Source organism: Janthinobacterium sp. KBS0711 (genome assembly GCF_000988085.1).
GTDB lineage: Bacteria > Pseudomonadota > Gammaproteobacteria > Burkholderiales > Burkholderiaceae_D > Janthinobacterium > Janthinobacterium lividum_E.
Window position 1 is genome coordinate 9,786 of sequence record NZ_LBCO01000007.1, and the last position, 14,888, is coordinate 24,673.

Below are 14,888 nucleotides of genomic sequence, written 5' to 3' on the forward strand. Positions count from 1 at the left end.
GTCGAATACGCGCGTGGGCAGCGCCAGCCATTCGCGGCCGATGCGAAACACCAGCGCGGAACTGTCGCGCAGTTCGCCGCCCGCATCGATCTGGCGGAAGTGGCTGGCCCAGTCGCGCCGGTAGTGTTCGTCCACGGGCCGCTGCAGGTTGCGCTGGGCGGCGCCCGCATACACGTCGCAGTTGCGGCAATGCACGTTGGCTGGCAGCTTGGGGCAGCTCTGGTCGCCGACCACGCCGATATGGTTCCAGCAGTCGTCGATGGTGGCGGGGGACTCGGTGGCGATGAGGTTTGTCATGCTTGCCCCTTAGTTGGACGCCTGGCGGCGCTCGTAGATGCGTGCCGCGCGCGCCTTCAGGGTGGCGGCGGCCGTGTGGTTGCCATTGCGTTCGGCCAGCAGGGCCAGATGGCACAGCGCCTCGTAATGGTCGGGTTGCAGGTAGATGCAGCGGCGCCAGTAGTCGTCGGCCAGGTCCATCTTGCCGGCCAGTTCATTGATGATGCCCAGCATGAAATACGCTTCCGCCGCCTCGGGCACTTTCGCCAGGTGGGCGTGGCATTTTTCGCCGGCTTCGCGCAACTGGCCGCGGTCGGCCAGCAGGCGCGCCTCGGCCAGCAAATCGGCCTGCGCAGTTTGCGCGGGCGGCGGCACGGACACGGGCCGCGTGCGCGGCACCGCCGGAGAGGGAGGGGCCACCGTTGTGCGCCTTGGCGCGGGCGGCACGCTGCGCAAGGTGCGCAAGGCCGGCAGCGGCGCCACTTGCACGGGGCTGGCCGGCGCCGCCGTTTCCTTCTTCAGGGCGAAGGCCTGGCGGAATTGCAGCGTCGTAAAACCGTTCTGGCAGAACGACGGCACTTCCGCATAGCCGGCCAGCAGCATGCCGTCGTCGGCCAGCAGGGCGGACAGGTTGTGGATGGCCGCGCGCGTGGTCGGCTTGTCAAAGTAGATCAGCAGGTTGCGGCAAAAGATGACGTCGTAATGGCGGCTGTAGGTGGCCGTGTCGAACTGCAGCAAATTGCCCTGCCTGAAGGTCACCTGTTCGCGCAAGGAGTCGATGATGCGGTAGGAATCGTCGGCCACGTGCGTGAAATAGCGCTCGCGGAAGGCCACGTCCTGCGCACGGAAGGCGTTGCGGCCATACACGCCTGCCTGCGCCCGCTCGATGCAGCCGGGGCTCAGGTCGTAGGCGTCGATGCTGAATGCCTGTTTCGGCACGCCGCCGTCGCGCAGCGCCATGGCCATCGAATACGGTTCCTCGCCGCCCGCGCAGGGAATCGACAGGATGCGCGTGGCGCGCCCCCGGGCCCAGCGTTCCTGCACCAGTTCGACGGTGGCGTAGAACGCCTGCGGATCGCGGAACAGCCACGATTCGGGCACCACCACCAGCTCGATCAATTGCGTCATTTCGGCCGGTGTGAGCGCCTGCAGGTAGGCTTCGCTATCGGCAAAGCCCGTCTGCTCCATGCGCTGGCCGACGGCCCGCTCGGCCACGGATTTGGAGACGGACAGGCCGGTCGCGCGGCGCAGCAGGGCCTGCGCCGTCATGCCGCGCTCGCGTCTTGGAACAGCAGCGCGCGCACGTCCGGCGGCAGCAGGTGTTCCAGTTCCACCAGCTGCACGATGCCGTCGGCGTCGCTGGCCACCTGGCCCAGGAAGGGCGCTGTCGCCACGCCGCTGTCTTCAAGCCGGAGCGGGTCGATGTCGGCGATGCCGCGCACCTGCGAGGCCAGCAGGCCCAGCGCGTGCACCGTCTCGCCGCCAGGCGCGCGGTAGTCGACGACGACGATACGCGTGTCGAACTGCGCGGCGGCGGCCGGCAGCCCGGCCAGGCGCGACAGGTCGATCACGGGCACGGGCGTGCCATGCAAGTCCATCAGGCCGGCCACGTAGTCTGGCGTGAGCGGCAACTGTTTCAGCTCCAGCAGCGGCAAGACGCGCACGATGCCGGCCAGGGGCAGGCCATAACGGTCGCGTCCGATGTGAAAGAGCAGCACTTTCATGGGATCAGATGGTGACGGCGAAGGTCGACACGCTCGACTGCAGGTCGCCCGCCGCATATTGCAGCTGGTGCACCGCTTCGCTGGTGGCCTTCAAGGACTCCACCGTTTGCTGGGTGGCGTCGTTGAGCTGCATCATGGTGTCGGAAATCTGCGAGGCGCCGATCGCCTGCGACTGCATGCCTTGCAGCACGGCATCGAATTGCGGCGTGAGTTTCTGCACCTGGTCCATCACGGACGACAATTGTTCCGCCACTTGCCGCACCTCGCCCACGCTGCGGCGAATTTCCTCCGAGAATTTATCCATGCCCATCACGCTGGCGGACACGGCCGACTGCATTTCCTTGAGCATTTGCTCGATATCCCAGGTGGACACGGACGTCTGGTCGGCCAGGCGGCGGATTTCCGTCGCCACCACGGAGAAGCCGCGGCCCGCCTCGCCCGCTTTTTCCGCCTCGATCGCGGCGTTCAGCGACAGGATGTTGGTCTGGTCGGCCACCTTGGTGATGGTGATCAGCACGCTATTGATATTGCTGGCTTTTTCCGACAGGGCCGCCAGCTTGGCGTTGATGGAATCGGTGGCCGAGACCATGTGCTGCATGGTCGAATCCATGCGCTTGAGGTTGTTTTGCGCTTCGGCCGTCGCATTTGTCGTGTAGTCGGCCACGGCGGTGGCGTCTTCCATGGTTTTCAGCAACTGGCTCGTGTTGGCCGAGATTTCCTTGGTGGTGCTGAGAATTTCCACGCTCGTTTGCGCCTGCTCGATGCCCGTGGCTTCCTGCTGGCGCGCCGATGCGGCGATTTCCGTGGCGGACGTCGTCACCTGGATGCCGGCCTTTTGCACATTGTTGAGCAGGCTGCGCAGGTTTTCGAACATTTTCGCCAGGCCGTTGCCCAGCTGGCCGATGGCGTCGCTGCCCGTGATGCCGACCTTGCCCGTCAGGTCGCCCGAGGCGGCTTTCGACACCACTTCCAGCAGGGAATCGACCTTGGCGCGCAGGGTATTCGTGGCGGCCAGTTCATTGGCCTGATTGTCCTGGATGGTTTGCGCCATGCGGTTGAATTCTTCCGTCACCTTGCCCAGTTCATCACGCGAGAGGATGGCGGCGCGCGCGCTTTGCTCGCCGCCGGCGATGCGCCCGACGGCGTCCGTCAGGCTGTTCAGCGGGCCGAGGATGGAACGGCCCAGCAGGTAGGAAATGCCCAGCGCCAGCACCACGCACAGCAGGCCGCCCAGGGCCAGGGTCAGCATCATGGTTTCCTGCAATTTTGCCGTGGTGGCCGTGCGCTCGGCCAGCAAGCGGGTTTCTTCGGCGGCCACTTCGTCGAGCAGCTTGTTCGCTTGCGCGACGGCGGGGTAGCCGCCCGGCGGCATGGTGCGCGCCACCGATTCCGTGGCGCCCGGCGCGTTGCCCAGCGCCCGGCGCTTCTCGATCAGGGGATTGATCCATTCCTTGACCCAGGTGGTGGTCAGCGCGTCGATCTTGCGGAAGCGTTCCGACTGCACCTTGTTGTCGACCGTCATGGCGATGGCTTTTTGCGTGTGCTGGCTCAGCACGTCCATTTCATTCGACTCCGGCGTCAGCGACGTTTCATTTCCAGTGAGAATGAAACCGCGCGCTTCCACCTGGATTTGCAGGATGGAATTGTGGATCCTGTCGATCTCGACCAGCACTTCCATCGTATGGCGGTCCCATGCATTGGCTTCCGACAGGCGCGAAAAGCTGTTGTAGGCCACGCCCAGCAGGATCAGGATGATGGCCACGATGGAGCCGAAGCCCAGGTACAGTTTATTCTTGATACTCAGGTCTTTGAACATGGGAGGGCTCCGGAAGCGGGAAGGTCAGCACAATTGCACTGTAGCATTTTGCCACGGAGACAGCCAAATGGGGGCGATCCGGGCGCGCGCAGTGACGTAAATCGCGGACGAGTGCGTTTCAAACGTAAAAAAGCCGCCCGTGGGCGGCTTTGCTTGGCGGGGGAGATAGTGCCTCCCGGCAACTAGTTACTTCTGGCCGCGTTTTTCGCGGGCGATGGCGGCGATGCGCATGCGCAAGGCGTTCAGCTTGATGAAGCCGCCTGCGTCGGCCTGGTTGTAGGCGCCGCCGTCTTCGTCGAAGGTGGCGATGTTCATGTCGAACAGCGAATCCGTCTTCGAATCGCGCGAGACGACGATGACATTGCCCTTGTACAGCTTGATGCGTACCCAGCCGTTCACGGTTTCCTGCGTGTGGTCGATCAGGGTTTGCAGGGCGACGCGCTCAGGCGCCCACCAGTAGCCGTTGTAGATCATCGACGCGTAGCGCGGCATCAGGTCATCTTTCAGGTGGGCCACTTCGCGGTCCAGCGTGATCGATTCGATGGCGCGGTGGGCTTTGAGCATGATGGTGCCGCCCGGGGTTTCATAGCAGCCGCGCGACTTCATGCCGACGTAGCGGTTTTCCACCAAGTCCAGGCGACCCACGCCATGCTTGCCGCCAACCTTGTTCAGTTCGGCCAGCACGGTGGCAGGCGACATGCGCACGCCGTTGATGGCGACGATGTCGCCTTTTTCGTATTCGATGTCCAGGTATTCCGCTTCGTCCGGGGCGTTTTCCGGGCTGACGGTCCAGCGCCACATGGTCTCTTCCGCTTCGGCGCTCGGGTTTTCCAGGTGGCGGCCTTCAAAGCTGATGTGCAGCAAATTGGCGTCCATCGAGTACGGTGCGCCGCCGTTCTTGTGCTTCATGTCGATTTCGATGCCGGCGTCTTCCGCGTACTTCAGCAGTTTTTCGCGCGACAGCAGATCCCACTCGCGCCATGGGGCGATGATCTTCACGCCTGGCTTGAGCGCGTAGGCGCCCAGTTCAAAACGCACCTGGTCGTTGCCCTTGCCGGTCGCGCCGTGCGAGATGGCGTCGGCGCCGGTGGCGTTGGCGATTTCGATCAGGCGCTTGGCGATCAAAGGACGGGCGATCGAGGTGCCCAGCAGGTATTCGCCTTCATACACGGTGTTGGCGCGGAACATCGGGAAGACGAAATCGCGCACGAATTCTTCGCGCACGTCTTCGATATGGATGTTTTCCGGCTTAATGCCGAACTTGATGGCCTTGGCGCGCGCCGGTTCCAGTTCTTCGCCCTGGCCCAGGTCGGCCGTGAAGGTGACGATTTCGCACTGGTAGTTATCTTGCAGCCATTTCAGGATGACGGAGGTGTCGAGTCCGCCGGAATAGGCCAGGACTACTTTTTTAATGTCGCTCATATTGCTTCCAGTTGTCGTTGTCGATGTATGTATTGCGATGCTGCCAGGTTTTATGCAGTGCCAGGCGAATTATTGGATTTTACCGAGTAACAAGTATTCGATCAGCGCTTTTTGCACGTGCAAGCGGTTTTCCGCTTCATCCCACACGACCGATTGCGGGCCGTCGATCACTTCGGCTGCCACTTCCTCGCCGCGGTGGGCAGGCAGGCAGTGCATGAACAGGGCGTCGGGCGCGGCGCGGGCCATCTTCGCGCCATCGACGATCCAGCCGTCGAAGGCGGCGATACGGGCCGCGTTTTCCGCTTCGTAACCCATGCTGGTCCACACGTCCGTGTTGACCAGGTGCGCGCCTTCGCATGCGTCGGACGGGTTGGCGAAGAAGGTGTAGCGCTCGGTCTTGACTTGCGACAGGTCGATGTCGTAGCCCTGCGGCGTCGACACGTTGACGTGGAAGCCGAACACTTCAGCCGCCTGTAGCCACGAGTACAGCATGTTGTTGGCGTCGCCAATCCAGGCGACGACCTTGCCGGCGATCGAGCCGCGGTGTTCGATGTAGGTGAAGATGTCGGCAAAGACCTGGCACGGGTGGTGTTCATTGGTCAGGCCATTGATCACCGGCACGCGCGAATTGGCGGCGAAACGCTCGATGATTTCCTGGCCGAAGGTACGCACCATGATGATGTCGCACATGCGCGACATGACCTGGCCCGCGTCTTCCACCGGCTCGCCGCGGCCCAATTGGGAATCGCGCGTGTTCAGGTAGATGGCGGCGCCGCCCAGCTGGTGCATGCCGGCTTCGAACGACAATCGCGTGCGGGTGGAGTTCTTTTCAAAGACCATCACCAGGGTGCGGTCGATCAGTGGATGGTAGATTTCGTAATTCTTGAACTTGCGCTTGATCAGATGGGCGCGTTCGATCACATATTCGTACTCTTCCAACGTGAAATCGGAGAACTGGAGGTAGTGCTTGATCGGTTTTTTTGTCGACATAATGACCACTTGAAGATGCGCAGGCCGCCGGCGGCGTGCCTTTCCCGCCGGGTTGCATCAGCGTACAACATCTCGTCTGATGACTGCCTCGCCCGGCGCGCTGCTGTGTTGATCGGTGCCCGCGCCTGTTTGTCGCGCGGGTCGATGCGGTTTGCCAAGTTGAAAAAAATGCAATGGCAAGTACTTCAGCCGTTCAATTATAAGGGTTTTGCTTTTAGATTGGAAAGACCGTCCGGGCGCGTACTTGTATAGGCAAGCCTGCGCCCGGGCAAAGGGCGGTGGATTAATAGATGCTGGCGGGCGCGGCCCCGTCCAGCTGGGGCGCCACCAGGGGCAAATCCAGCGTAAAACGCGTGCCGGCGGGGCTGCTGGCCACCTGGATGGTGCCACCCAGCAGGGCCGTGACGATGTTGTAGCTGATCGACAAACCCAGGCCGCTGCCGCCCTGGCCCAGCTTGGTGGTAAAGAAGGGGTCGAAGATGCGCGACAAGTGCTGTTCGGCGATGCCGCCGCCATTGTCGGCGAAGACGATCCGCACGCGCGCGCCGTCCAGCGTGGCGGACAGGCGCATGCAGCCCTTGCCTGCGGCGCCATCGTTGGGCGCGGGTGCGAAGGCGTGCAGCAGGGCGTTGTTGATCAGGTTGGTGATCACCTGGCCGAACGGTCCCGGATAGCTGTCCAGCGCGATGCCGAAGTCGATGTCCGTCTCGATGCGGTGGCCCGAGCTGCGGATGCGGTTCATGACGGTGGCGATGATTTCATTGCTTACCTGCTGCAGGTCGAACTGGCGCCGCTGTTCGGTGGTGCGGTCGACGGCCACCTGCTTGAAGCTGTTGACGAGGTCGGCCGCGCTGTGCAGGCCGCGCATCACCAGCGCCGACGCCTTGCTCGCATCATCGATGTAGGCGGCCAGGTCGGAGCGGCGCAGGCCGGGGCCGTTCATCAGGCGTTCCACGTCTTCCGTCTTTTGCTGCATGGTGCTGGCGATTAATAAACTGTTGCCGATCGGGGTATTCAGTTCATGCGCCACGCCGGCCATCAGCGAGCCGAGGGCGGCCAGCTTTTCCTGCGATGCCAGTTGCGCCTGGGCGTCCTGCAGTTGCCGGTAGGCGCTGGCATTGTCGAGCGCGATGGCGCCATACGCGCACAGGGTGCGGAAGATCAGGCGTTCGCGTTCGCCGTAGGCATGGGCATGGCACGCTTGCACCGTCATCACGCCCAGCACGCGCTCGCCCACCGTCAAGGGCACGTACAGCACGCTCTGGTTGTGCAAGGTGCCGGGCACGGTGTAGGCGTGGCGCTTGGGCGGGACCTGGTCGATATACACTTCGCGCCGGCCCAGCAGGCAGCGCACGGAGTAGGCGCGCGGGTTGCTCAGTGGAATGGCGTTGTCGGACAGGGGCCGGCCCGCTTCCATGCCGTGCGCGCGGCGCAGCGCCGTGCCCGCGGGATCGAGCATGTAGACGGCGAAGGTATTGACTGGCAGCAAGGCATGCACATGGCGGTCCAGCACCTGGAACACGGCGCTGGCGTCGAGGTGGGTGGTGATTTCCTGGCCGATGGCCGACAGCCGTTCCAGCGTGTCGCTGGTTTGCTGCAGCACTTCGGCGCGGCGCGCTTCGGAGGCGGCCAGTTCGCGGTGGTGATAGCCTTCCGAGCGCGCATGTTCCGTCTGGTGGTAGACCTGCATGGCGGTGGCGCGGTTGCTTGCCTGCTGGGTGTGGCTTTTTTCGCGCGCCACGCCCGCCGCGAGGGCGATATCGTAGGCGCGCGCATAGTCGCCCGCATGCGCGTATTCGCGCGCCAGCGCATCGAGCAGTTCGCCGGGCGGCACATAGCCGTCGATGGAGTCGGCCACCTGCAGCGCCTGGTGCAGGAAATGCAGGGCGGGATTGCGTTCCTGCATGCCTGCGGGCGGCGGCAAGTCGTGGCGCGCGTGCAGCATGGACAGCACGCGCAGCGCCGCCACCTGGTGCATGGCGTCGCCCTGCGCGGTGGCCAGCTGGCAAGCCCGTTCGGCCGCTTGCAGCGCTTCGTCCGGACGGTCCAGGTAAGACAGCGCGTGGGCGCTGCCGCGCTGCGCCATGCTGCGGAAATCGGCCTGGCCCAGCGCTTCGGCCCGTTGTGCCAGCCGGCTGAAGGCGTCGAGCGCCGTGTCGTAGTCGCCCTTGTCCAGGCTCAGTTCGCCCAGGTGGAACAGGGCGTTGGCATAGGTGCGGGCGCCCGCGACGGGGGCCAGGATGTGCAGCGCTTCGCGCAGCAAGTCTTCGGCCGTGGCCAGGCGCCCCAGCTTGCGCATGGTCTCGGCCGTATGCGTCTGGCAGGCGCCGATGCTGCGCGGCCAGCCGGTGGGGCGCGCCAAGTCCAGCGCGCACTGCATCCATTCGAGGGCCGATTCATTGTCGTTGAGGCTGGAGAAACAGTCGCCGATATTGATGGCGGCCGTGATCGCGCCGCGCAGCTGGCCGCTTTCCAGGGCCGCCTCGTAGCTTTGCATGTAGTGGCCGGCGGCCGCGCCCAGGTCGCGCGACGTGTGCGCCAGCAAACCGTGGAAGTCGTGCACCCAGGCGGCCAGCGGTGCGGGCAGCTTGCCGCTGGCGCCGTCGGCCTGGAAGTGAGCGCCCCAGCAGGCCAGGGCTGCTGGCGCGTCGCGCAAGACGGCCCAGCGGGCAGTGGCTGCGTCGGCCAGGCTGGCGCGCATCGCATCGCCGGCGCCGCGCGCTTGCTGCGCCGCGGCCAGCAGTTCGGCGTCGCAGCGGGCATGGTCGCCGCGGTCGACGGCGATCGAGGATAGCAGCCAGTGGGCATCGGCGCAGCCGGCGCCGTCGTCGTGCGCGCCGCAGGTGGCGTGCGCCGCCATGGCCAGGCTTTCCGCCGAGTCGAGCGCGCCTTGCAGCCAGGCCACTTCCGCCTGCACCAGTTGCAGACGCGCGCGCGCCCGTTCCAGTGCCGCCGCTTCCAGGCCGGCCAGCGGCAGCAGCAGATGCGCTTCCTCGCTCAGATGAATTGCTCTGGCGCAATCGCGCTGGCGCAAATGCCAGGACAGCAACAACAGCAGCGGTACGCGCCCGGCGCCGCGCAACGGCAGCAATGCGCTTTCCCACTGCGCTACGTCATGTTCGAGCGCGAACATTTCCATTCAAGCATTCTCCCCGCAAACAGTGGCGCCAGCCTGCGACCGCACAGGCCATGTGTCATCGCATTGTAAGCTGCATTCAGGGGAATTGTTCAGTACGCTGGTCAGAATTATTCATGCGCCATGGCGTCCCAGGCGGGGGTGATTTGCCCCCAGCCTTCGATGGCGGGACAGGTACCTAGCGCGACACAAGGCGGATGCTGGCGCTGCCGTTCACGGTACTGGCGCTGCGCATGTCGGCCGGCATGCGCAAGCCGGGCAGGAGCTGGGCGTCGTCGATCACCACCTGCTTGCCTTCATTGCTGAAGACGAAGGCGGCGCCCTTTTTGCTGACAAACTGGCCCGGGCCGGTGGGGTAGATTTCCACGCTGGCTTTTGCCTGCCATTCGCGGTCATCGATCAGGCGGCCAAAGAAATGGTTGTCCTGCTGGTGGACTTCCAGGCGTTGCCCATTCGACAGGTGGTATTGCTGCTCGATGTCGAAGGCTTCCTGGGCCGTGACGTGATAGTAGGCCCCCGAGGTGACGCGCACGCTGTCAGCGGCTTGCGGTGCGGCGGCGGTTTGCGCCTGGGCCGTGCCGCCGGCAAGCGCGAACAGGGCGGCGAGGAGGGGGAGGAAGCGTTTGGTATGCATGACATTCACCTTCGATCAGGATGGCTGGATGGAGTGGAGTTGGATCGTGTGGTCGCTGGCAGGTTTCTGGCAGGGACTGGTGTCAAGTTAGCAAACACGCCTGTCCATCGCCAGCGGCAGGCGATGGAAGGCAGGTTTTACGCGCTGAAATGCCTAAAACGGTGGATGAACGGTTTTGGGATTAAAGTCGGAGGGCGGGCTCGGCGGCGAAATTAAATTTCGCCTGTCCGGTGTTTTGCGGCGCTATATTTGAATGAAAGAAATATTGCTTAATACAGGGTCTGCGCCGATTCGTGCAGCAGCTGGCCGTACAGGGTATGGCGCATCTTGGAAATCTTGCCTTCAGACACGGCTTGCAGGATGGCGCACTGCGGCTCGATCAGGTGGCGGCAGTTATAGAACTTGCAGCCGCCAAGATACGGCTGGAATTCGCGGAAGGCCCGCTCCAGCATGCCTTCGGACAGATGGTACAGGCCGAATTCCTGGAAGCCGGGCGAATCGATGATGGAGCTGTTCGCGCCCAGTTCCTCGAGCTTGTACAGGCGCGTAAAGGTCGTCGTGTGCTTGCCCGTGTCGAGCGCGGCCGAGATTTCGCGCACGGCGATGTCGGCGTCCGGCACCAGCAGGTTGATCAGCGACGACTTGCCCATGCCCGACTGGCCGATCAGGATCGACGACTGGCCCGCCAGCAGCGGCGCCAGGGTGGCCACGGCGTGCTCGGGTTCGGCGCGCGCCGACACTTCATCGACGGGATAACCCATCGACGAATACGGCAACAGGCGTTCGCGGGCGCGCTCCAGCGAAGCGGTCACGTCCGTTTTGTTGAGGATGATGCGCGCCTCGATGCCGGCCGCGTCGGCCGCCACCAGCGAGCGCGAGATCAGGTCGTCGGCAAAGCCCGGTTCCGTCGCCACGACGATGAACAGCTGCGTCAAATTGGCGGCCAGCAATTTCGACTTGTACTGGTCCGAGCGGTACAGCAGGGTCTTGCGTTCCTCGATGCGGTCGATGACGGCCTGGTCGTTGGAAGTGCGCGTCAGGTGCACGATGTCGCCCACGGCCACATTGGTTTTCTTGCCGCGCGTCACGCATTGCAGCTTGGCGCCGTCCACGTCGGCCAGGTAGTGGCGGCCGTGGGCGGCGATGATGACGCCCGTCAACTTGCCTTCGCTCATGCGGTCACCTGGCTGCTCTGGTAGATGAGGTCTGCCTTGGCGGCGCAGATGAAGTCGTTTTCGGACAGGCCGCCGGCGCCCTGGTTGACCGAGTGCGTGTCGTAGCGCACGGCGCAGGTTTTGTAAGTAATGATGAGCTCCGGATGGTGGTCTTGCGTATGGGTCATATAGGCCAGGGCGTTCACGAACGCTAGGGTCTGGTAGTAATTCTTGAAGCCGAAGTCGCGGCACAGCTTGCCATTTTGCACGGTCCACTGGGGCAGCAGGGCGTGCAGGGTGGCGATGTCCGTGTCGCCCAGCGCCTGCTGGCGCGGCGAGCAACTCAGTTGGGCCAGGTCTTGCGAAGTCGATGGCGTATTCATGTCGTAGCCCCTTTCAGGTGGCGGATGCGCACGCTGGCCGGCGGGTGGCTATCGTAAAAGGCCGAGTGCAGCGGGTCGGGCGTCAGGGTCGACGCATTGTCTTCATACATTTTGACGAGGGCAGAGACGAGGTCGTCCGCCTGCGTGTGCGTGGCGGCAAAGGCGTCGGCTTCGAATTCGTGCTTGCGCGAGCTGAGCGACGTCAACGGTCCCAGCAGGAAAGTAAAGACGGGCAAGGCCAGCATGAACAGCAGCAGGGCCAGCGCATCGGTTGGCTGGCCCGTCAGCGCCACGGCGACGGGGTCGACGCCGAGGCCCGCATAGAACCACGGCTGCGTCTTCAGGTAGCCCAGCAGCGCCAGGAAGCCCAGCGAGATGACGAACATCATGGCGATGCGCTTGACGATATGCTTGAGCTTGAAGTGGCCCAGTTCATGCGCCAGCACGGCTTCGATTTCCTGCGGCGCCAGGCGCGACAGCAGGGTGTCGAAGAAAACGATGCGCTTGTTGGCGCCAAAGCCCGAGAAATACGCATTGCCGTGGGCGCTGCGCTTCGAGCCATCCATGACGAACAGGCCTTTCGAGGCGAAACCGACGCGCTGCATCAAGCCTTCGATGCGGCTCTTCAGCGCTTCGTCGGCCAGCGGCGTGAATTTGTTGAACAGGGGAGCGATGACGGTCGGGAACAGCACCATCATCAGCAGCTGGAAGCCGCTCCAGACGAACCACGCGTACAGCCACCACAGGTCGCCCGACTTGGCCATCAGGGTCAGCACGACCCAGATCAGCGGCAGGCCGATGGCCGCGCCCAGGCCCACGCCCTTGAGCATGTCCGTGAAGAACAGCTTGCGCGCCATGGTGTTGAAGCCGAAGCGCTGCTCCAGCACGAACTGGCGGTAGTAATCGAAGGGCAGATCGATCAGGCCGGAAATGGCGGCAAAGGCGGCGATCAGGCCGATCTGGTACAGCATGGGCGAGCCCGGCCCCATCCATTCATTCAGGTGCAGCGCCAGCCATTGCAAGCCGCCCAGCAAGGTAAAGCCGATCAGCACGGCGTAGTTGACCAGCAGGGTCAGCAAGCCGAACTTGGTCTTGGCCACCGTGTAGTCGGCCGCCTTCTGGTGCGCGGCCAGCGGGATTTTTTCCGCGAATTCGGGCGGGACCGCGGCGCGGTGCGCCAGCACGTGGCGAATCTGCCGCGAAGCGAGCCAGAAGCGCACGGCCAGGGTCAAAACGAGGACGGATACAAACAAAATCGAAAACGCGAGTGAATACATTCTGTGCCTGTGAGAAAATGGCTGATTATTTAGTTTGATTAGGCCAAGAGAGAATTATGTCACAAGCGACCGACTTAACTGCAGCCACCTCTGCATCCGCCCCCGCACCCGCCGTGCCGGCACGTCCAAACGAGATGAACCTGGTCTGGGTCGACATGGAAATGACGGGCCTGGAGCCCGATACCGACCGCATCATCGAGGTGGCGGTCGTGGTCACGGACATGCACTTGAACCTGCTGGCCGAAGGCCCCGTGTTCGTGATTCATCAATCCGATGAAACCCTGAACAAGATGGATGCCTGGAACAAGGGCACGCACGGCCGCTCGGGCCTGATCGACAAGGTGAAAGCGTCGACCGTGACGGAAGCGCAGGCGGAAGCGGAACTGATCGCGTTCCTGAAAAAGTACGTACCGGCAGGCAAGTCGCCCATGTGCGGCAACACCATCGGCCAGGACCGCCGCTTCATGGTGCGCGGCATGCCGAAGCTGGAAGCGTTCTTCCACTATCGTAATGTTGACGTGTCGACACTGAAAGAACTGTGCAAGCGCTGGAAGCCGGAAATCGCCACCGGTTTCAAGAAGCACCAGAAGCACACGGCGCTGGCCGATATCCTCGAGTCGATCGAGGAGCTGAAGTACTACCGCGAGCATTTCATTAAATTGTAATGGTGTTGTCGGCTTACGCGCTGCGCGCTAAGCCGACCTACCTGCTCTGATCTGTTGCTCCGGCTGGTTTGTGGTGGTGTTGTCGGGTTACGCGCTGCGCGCTAACCCGACCTACGGGACATCCACCGCCGCTGGGGGAGGTTGGCGTAGGTCGGCTTAGCGCCCTGGCGCGTAAGCCGACACATCCGCCGCCTCAAAGACAAGGCTGTGCCAAGCACCATCCTCACCCTGCCATTCCAGCGCAAACGGTCCCGTTTGCCGCAAGTCGGTAATCCAGCGCACCTCGCCTGGCTGGCGGTAGTATTCCATGCACTGGCCGAACCCCTGTTCCAGCCGGCAAATCACCAATCCCTCGCCCGCCACGGCGCACCATTGCTCATCGACATCGATCAAGGCTGCGGCCGGGTCGCCATAGAATTCGCCCACGCTGGCCTGCCTGCCATCGGCCGCCGTCACCGTGGCGTGTTCGTATTCATGTTGGACACTATATGCGGCGCTGCGCGCCAATTCCTGCTGAGTCATGCGGTCTCCACGGTGGGCCAGACGGTTTCCTGGTCGGCGCGCGCCTCGGCGATCAGCCATTCGCAGAATGCATGCACGAGGGGCCGCGTTTCCGCCTGGGGCGAGCGCAGCAGATAATAGCAGTGGGGGCCGCGCACGGCGTGTTCGAACACGCGCACCAGGCGGCCCGAGCGCAGGTCGTCGCCGATCAGGGGGCTGGCGGCAATGGCCACCCCTTGACCGCTGGCGGCCGCGTCCAGGCACAGATAGGTGTGCGAAAAGCGCGCGCCGCTGTTGCCGCTATTGCCGCTGTAGTGCACGCCGCAACTGTGCAGCCAGCGCGTCCAGTCGATTTCGCCGGGCAGGTGCACTTCCGGCTCGTCGTGCAGCAGCGGATAGCGCAGCAGGTCGGCGGGCTGGCGCAGGCTGGCCGCGTTGGCGCGGAAATCGGGGCTGCAGACGGCGGAAAACCATTCTTCCATCAATAAATCGACTTTGAGGCCCGGATAGCGGCCCGGTCCCAGGCGGATGGCCACGTCCACGCCGTCGCGCGCCAGGTCGACCGGGTGCATCGACGCGAGCACGCGCAGCTCGATCTGCGGATAGCGGTCGCGCAGCCGGCCCAGGCGCGGCATCAGCCAGCGCGAGACGAGCGAGCTGGTGGCCGTCACCGTCACCACCTTGTCGTCGCCCTGGCGCCGCGCCTGCTCGGACACGTCGGCCAGCTGGTTGAGGATCGGCCCCAGCGAGGCCGCATAGCGCTGGCCGGCATTGGTCAGCACCACGCCGCGCGGCAGGCGCTGGAACAGCACGATGCCCAGCCACGCTTCCAGCTGCTTGACGTGGTGGCCGATGGCGCCGGCCGACACGTGCAATTCTTCGCCCGCGCGCTGGAAGCCTTCATGGCGGG

General features: G+C 63.9%; 13 protein-coding genes and 1 pseudogene. 1 reads left to right on the forward strand and 13 read right to left on the reverse strand.

Features of this window, described 5'->3' with window-relative positions:
* The 11 genes and pseudogenes from VM94_RS28835 to VM94_RS03875 all read right to left on the reverse strand — a co-directional run.
* Positions 1–297 (reverse strand): annotated as a pseudogene (locus VM94_RS28835) (chemotaxis protein CheW); the annotation flags it as partial.
* 9 nt (positions 298–306) lie between these two features.
* The gene (locus tag VM94_RS03830) at positions 307–1,545 is read right to left on the reverse strand and encodes a CheR family methyltransferase (RefSeq protein ID WP_046682275.1); all 1,239 of its coding nucleotides are present in this window, start codon (positions 1,543–1,545) and stop codon (positions 307–309) included.
* Entirely contained in the window at positions 1,542–2,000 is a 459-nt protein-coding gene (locus tag VM94_RS03835) for a chemotaxis protein CheW (protein ID WP_046682276.1), read from the reverse strand. The genes VM94_RS03830 and VM94_RS03835 overlap by 4 nt, the downstream gene beginning before the upstream one ends.
* Before the next feature lie 4 nt (positions 2,001–2,004).
* On the reverse strand, positions 2,005–3,816 hold the full coding sequence (locus VM94_RS03840) for a methyl-accepting chemotaxis protein (protein ID WP_046682277.1): 1,812 nt from the start codon (positions 3,814–3,816) through the stop codon (positions 2,005–2,007).
* Positions 3,817–4,002: 186 nt separating this feature from the next.
* On the reverse strand, positions 4,003–5,238 hold the full coding sequence (locus VM94_RS03845) for an argininosuccinate synthase (RefSeq protein WP_035825961.1): 1,236 nt from the start codon (positions 5,236–5,238) through the stop codon (positions 4,003–4,005).
* A gap of 69 nt (positions 5,239–5,307) precedes the next feature.
* On the reverse strand, positions 5,308–6,228 hold the full coding sequence (gene argF / locus VM94_RS03850; RefSeq protein ID WP_046682278.1) for an ornithine carbamoyltransferase: 921 nt from the start codon (positions 6,226–6,228) through the stop codon (positions 5,308–5,310).
* A 283-nt stretch (positions 6,229–6,511) separates the two neighbouring features.
* Entirely contained in the window at positions 6,512–9,367 is a 2,856-nt protein-coding gene (locus tag VM94_RS03855; RefSeq protein ID WP_046682279.1) for an ATP-binding protein, read from the reverse strand.
* A 175-nt stretch (positions 9,368–9,542) separates the two neighbouring features.
* Positions 9,543–9,998, reverse strand: a complete 456-nt coding sequence (locus tag VM94_RS03860; RefSeq protein ID WP_046682280.1) for a hypothetical protein — start codon at positions 9,996–9,998, stop codon at positions 9,543–9,545.
* A gap of 269 nt (positions 9,999–10,267) precedes the next feature.
* A complete protein-coding gene (gene rsgA, locus VM94_RS03865; protein WP_046682281.1) occupies positions 10,268–11,173 on the reverse strand; it encodes a ribosome small subunit-dependent GTPase A in 906 nt (301 codons plus the stop codon).
* Positions 11,170–11,535: a 4a-hydroxytetrahydrobiopterin dehydratase gene (locus VM94_RS03870; protein WP_046682282.1), complete on the reverse strand. Its 366-nt coding sequence runs from the start codon at positions 11,533–11,535 to the stop codon at positions 11,170–11,172. Before VM94_RS03870 ends, rsgA begins: the two co-directional genes overlap by 4 nt.
* A complete protein-coding gene (locus VM94_RS03875; RefSeq protein ID WP_046682283.1) occupies positions 11,532–12,812 on the reverse strand; it encodes a M48 family metallopeptidase in 1,281 nt (426 codons plus the stop codon). Before VM94_RS03875 ends, VM94_RS03870 begins: the two co-directional genes overlap by 4 nt.
* A 56-nt stretch (positions 12,813–12,868) precedes the next feature.
* Here VM94_RS03875 and orn point away from each other — a divergent pair, with 56 nt between their 5' ends.
* Positions 12,869–13,477, forward strand: coding sequence for an oligoribonuclease (orn, locus tag VM94_RS03880; RefSeq protein ID WP_185982107.1), 609 nt, complete (start codon positions 12,869–12,871; stop codon positions 13,475–13,477).
* Positions 13,478–13,633: 156 nt separating this feature from the next.
* On the opposite strand, the gene VM94_RS03885 is transcribed toward orn, so the two are convergent.
* Entirely contained in the window at positions 13,634–13,999 is a 366-nt protein-coding gene (locus VM94_RS03885) for a hypothetical protein (RefSeq protein ID WP_046682284.1), read from the reverse strand.
* Positions 13,996–14,888, reverse strand: an 893-nt coding sequence (locus VM94_RS03890) for a LysR substrate-binding domain-containing protein (protein WP_046682505.1), incomplete at its 5' end; no start/stop codon positions are given. The genes VM94_RS03890 and VM94_RS03885, both read right to left, overlap by 4 nt.

What these genes read in the sequence shown, in the direction of transcription:
- VM94_RS03830 (WP_046682275.1), bottom strand. Translation starts at nt 1,545, where the DNA reads ATGACGGCGCAGGCCCTGCTGCGCCGCGCGACCGGCCTGTCCGTCTCC.
- VM94_RS03835 (WP_046682276.1), bottom strand. Translation starts at nt 2,000, where the DNA reads ATGAAAGTGCTGCTCTTTCACATCGGACGCGACCGTTATGGCCTGCCC.
- VM94_RS03840 (WP_046682277.1), bottom strand. Translation starts at nt 3,816, where the DNA reads ATGTTCAAAGACCTGAGTATCAAGAATAAACTGTACCTGGGCTTCGGC.
- VM94_RS03845 (WP_035825961.1), bottom strand. Translation starts at nt 5,238, where the DNA reads ATGAGCGACATTAAAAAAGTAGTCCTGGCCTATTCCGGCGGACTCGAC.
- argF (WP_046682278.1), bottom strand. Translation starts at nt 6,228, where the DNA reads ATGTCGACAAAAAAACCGATCAAGCACTACCTCCAGTTCTCCGATTTC.
- VM94_RS03855 (WP_046682279.1), bottom strand. Translation starts at nt 9,367, where the DNA reads ATGGAAATGTTCGCGCTCGAACATGACGTAGCGCAGTGGGAAAGCGCA.
- VM94_RS03860 (WP_046682280.1), bottom strand. Translation starts at nt 9,998, where the DNA reads ATGCATACCAAACGCTTCCTCCCCCTCCTCGCCGCCCTGTTCGCGCTT.
- rsgA (WP_046682281.1), bottom strand. Translation starts at nt 11,173, where the DNA reads ATGAGCGAAGGCAAGTTGACGGGCGTCATCATCGCCGCCCACGGCCGC.
- VM94_RS03870 (WP_046682282.1), bottom strand. Translation starts at nt 11,535, where the DNA reads ATGAATACGCCATCGACTTCGCAAGACCTGGCCCAACTGAGTTGCTCG.
- VM94_RS03875 (WP_046682283.1), bottom strand. Translation starts at nt 12,812, where the DNA reads ATGTATTCACTCGCGTTTTCGATTTTGTTTGTATCCGTCCTCGTTTTG.
- orn (WP_185982107.1), top strand. Translation starts at nt 12,869, where the DNA reads ATGTCACAAGCGACCGACTTAACTGCAGCCACCTCTGCATCCGCCCCC.
- VM94_RS03885 (WP_046682284.1), bottom strand. Translation starts at nt 13,999, where the DNA reads ATGACTCAGCAGGAATTGGCGCGCAGCGCCGCATATAGTGTCCAACAT.